Annotated in this window: 4 protein-coding genes; 1 reads left to right on the top strand and 3 read right to left on the bottom strand. The window is 74.7% G+C overall.

All coding sequences use genetic code 11. The features are described 5' to 3' along the window. Positions 1 to 471, top strand: a 471-nt coding sequence (locus tag FV230_RS26495) for a SelB C-terminal domain-containing protein (protein ID WP_187275636.1), incomplete at its 5' end; no start/stop codon positions are given. A 21-nt stretch (positions 472 to 492) separates the two neighbouring features. Here the strand turns inward: FV230_RS26495 and FV230_RS26490 are convergent. From FV230_RS26490 to FV230_RS26480, 3 genes are all read right to left on the bottom strand, one after another. Continuing rightward, entirely contained in the window at positions 493 to 1,791 is a 1,299-nt protein-coding gene (locus tag FV230_RS26490; protein WP_147844504.1) for an MSMEG_0569 family flavin-dependent oxidoreductase, read from the bottom strand. A gap of 72 nt (positions 1,792 to 1,863) precedes the next feature. Then, positions 1,864 to 2,142 (bottom strand): MSMEG_0570 family nitrogen starvation response protein, encoded by a 279-nt coding sequence (locus tag FV230_RS26485; protein WP_147844503.1) that lies wholly within the window; start codon positions 2,140 to 2,142, stop codon positions 1,864 to 1,866. After that, a partial coding sequence (locus FV230_RS26480) for an MSMEG_0565 family glycosyltransferase (RefSeq protein ID WP_147844502.1) occupies positions 2,135 to 3,167 on the bottom strand: 1,033 nt, incomplete at its 5' end. The genes FV230_RS26480 and FV230_RS26485, both read right to left, overlap by 8 nt.

Below are 3,167 nucleotides of genomic sequence, written 5' to 3'. Positions count from 1 at the left end.
GCCGCCGCGGCCCTGCGCGACCTCGTCGCCACCGGCGACGTCGCGCAAGGCGGCGCCCTCTTCCGCCGCGCGGCGTTCAACCCGGCCCGCAACGAGAGCGAGGTCGCCCGGCGCCTGGAAGCCGTGTTCCGCCAGGCCGGGCTCAACCCGCCCGACGAGGCGGAGGCGATCGGGCGCGACGTGCGCCGCCGCGAGGCGCTGACCTACCTCGTCGGCGCCGGCACGGTGATCCGCGCCGTCGACCGGGTGCAGCGCCGCGCCGTGCTGTTCCACAAGGCGGCGGTGGAGGAGGCCCGGGCCAAGCTCCGCACCGCCTTCCCCGGGGCGACCCAGCCCGAATCCGGCTTCCTCGCCCGCGAGGCGGGGGCGGCCTTGGGCATCTCGCGAAAATTCTCGATCCCGCTGCTCGAGCACCTCGACGCCACCGGCTTCACCCGCCGGGCCGGCGACCGGCGGGTGATCGTCGGGTAGGCCTTCGCGGAGGCCGCCGTCTCAGCTGGCGATCGGAAGCGGCTGCGCGGCGGCGGCTCCAGCGATCGCGTCGGCGAGGTAGGCGGTGTCCTGCGCGATGCCGGAGAAGCGCCCCGAGCCCCAGGTCCAGAGCCAGGGCATGCCGACGACGTAGAGCCCGTCCTGGGCGGTGACGCCGCGGCGGTGCACCGGCAGGCCGCGGCCGTCGAAGATGTCGGCCTCGACGAAGCCGAAATCGGCACGGAACCCCGTCGCCCAGATCACGCTGCGGATTCCGGCCGTCGCGAGGTCGAGCACGGGCTCGAACGGGCCGGGCTGCCAGACGGGGGCGTAGTGCGCCTCCTCCGGGGCCGCGATGCCGGCTGCCGCGATGTGCCGGTCGATGGCGGCCTGGATGCCGATATGGACCGCGTCCGCCCCGTCGAGGTTCTTCGCAAGATCGTCGGCGAAGGCGAGGCGGGGGCCGTCGATGCCCGTCAGCCGCCCGTGCAGGCGCATGCCTTCCAGGGCGAAGCGGCGCAGGTCGATGTCGCGCCCGCCGTCGCGGCCGGTGAGGTAGTGGTTGGCCTTGCGCCGGACCTCGTCCTTCAGCGGATGCTTCTCGACCGTGAGGTCGTACTGGCCCATCTCGGCGAGCCAGTCGACGGCGTCGCGCCCGCGGTAGACCCGCGGGCAGCGCGGCGCCGAACCGGTGACCAGATGCACCGTCCGGCCGGCCAGGTGCAGGTCCTCCGCGATCTGGCAGCCGGACTGGCCGGAGCCGACGACGAGCACCGCCCCGTCCGGCATCTGCGCCGGGTTGCGGTAGGCCGAGGAATGGACCTGCCGCACCTCCGCCGGCAGGCCCGCGGCCATCGCCGGGATCGCCGGCAGGTGGTAGCCGCTGATCGCCAGCACCACCGCGTCGGCGGTGTGGACCCCCTCCCCCGTGGCGACGGCGAATCCCCCCTCGGGCCGCGGGCGGATCGCCGCGACGCCGACGCCCTCGCGCAGGGGCGCCGCGATGTGGCGGGCATAGGCCTCGATGTAGCCGACGATCTCCTCCCGCCGCATGAAGCCGTGCGGGTCCCGGCCGTCATGGGACGGCCCGTCGTAGGGGAAGTCCGGCAACCGGCACTGCCAGTTCGGGGTGACGAGGCAGAAGCTGTCCCAGCGCTGGGTCCGCCAAGTGTGCGCGATGCGGTTCTTCTCGAAGACCACGTGGCGGATGTCGCGGTTGGCGAGCTGCCGGCTCATCGCGAGCCCGGCCTGGCCGCCGCCGACGACGATCACGGGCCAGTGCGCGGGCGAATGGGTGTCCGGCTCGGGCTGGCGGCTCATGGCGCGTCTCCTGGTCTCTGGCGAAGGCCCGCCCGCGTGCGGGCGGAGCGAACGGTCATTCCTCGCGAACGGTCATTCCTCGAAGGCCTCGACGTGGACGGCGCCCGGCGCCTGCTGGCGCGCGCCCTCCTCGATCCGGGCGAGCTGCGCGAGCGCCCGGCCGCAGGGGAAGCCGTAGCGCTCGCGCACCCGTTCGCTCGCGATCCCGAGCGCGGTGCGGCTCAGCGCGACGAACTCGGCCAGCGGATAGTCCTGGCCGACCGCGAGGTGGTCCTTGATCACCAGGGAGGGCGAGTAGCAGGCCTCGCGGGCGCCGTCGGGCCAGCGGATGTGGAAGCGCATCTCAGGCATGGGACGTCTCCGGGCGCCGGCGCGCGCAGGCGGCGTAGGCCGGCAGGTGCCGCTCCGCGCAGAGCCGCCAGGGATGGGTCTTGGCGATCGCGAGCCCGGCCGGGATCAGGCGCGCCCGGACCTCCGGGTCGAGGGCGGCCTTCATCGCGCGGGCGATCGTGGCGGCGTCGTCGGGATCGACGAACAGGGCATCGCGGGGCCCGAGATACTCGGTGAACGGCGCGCAGTCGGAGACGATCGCCGGGGTGCCGCTCGCCATCGCCTCGAGCACGCAGAGGCCGAACCCCTCGCTCAGCGACGGGAACACCAGGGCGTCGGCGCGGCGGTAGAGGGCCGGCATGACGGCCTGCGCCACCGGCCCGGTCTCGACCACCGCCTGCCCGGGCCCGACGGCGAGACCCGCCCGCGCCAGCGCGTCCCGGCAGCGGGCCCGGTAATCCGCGTGGTCGAGGAGCGAGGCGCCGCCCGCCACCACGAGCTGCGCCTCCGGGTGCGAGGCCCGGAACGCGGCGAACGCCGCGACGATGCCCAGCGTGTTCTTGCGCGCCTCGAAGCCGCCGACGGCGAGCAGCACCGGGCCGGTCCCGAGGCCGAAGCGCGCCGCGACCGCCGCGTCGTCGTCGGCCGGCTCGGGTGCGTAGGCGTCGGTGTCGATCCCGTTGCCGACGATCGTCGCCTCGGCCCCGTAATCGCTCGCGAGCACGCCCTTCCAGCCGGCGCTGACGCAGAGCAGCGCCTGCGCGTCCAGGATCGCCCGGTCCTGCCACTGTGCGAGCTGCGGATCGCTGAACGCGTCGACGTGGTGGACGGTGCGGACGAAGCCCGGGATCAGGCGGCGGCGGGCCAGGGTCGCGAGCGCGTTGCCGCCGATGCCGCAATGGGCGTGGAACAGGTCGAAGTCGCAGGCTGCTGGCGTCGCGAAATGGCGGAGGTAGTCGGCGATCCGCGCCCGGACGAGCTCGACCGTCGTCCCGGCCGCGGGCTTGGCCGCGACCGAGACGGTGGGGCAGCGCGCGGGGCGGAAG

The organism is Methylobacterium sp. WL6 (assembly GCF_008040095.1).
GTDB lineage: Bacteria > Pseudomonadota > Alphaproteobacteria > Rhizobiales > Beijerinckiaceae > Methylobacterium.
This window is presented reverse-complemented; position numbering and strand designations above follow the sequence as displayed.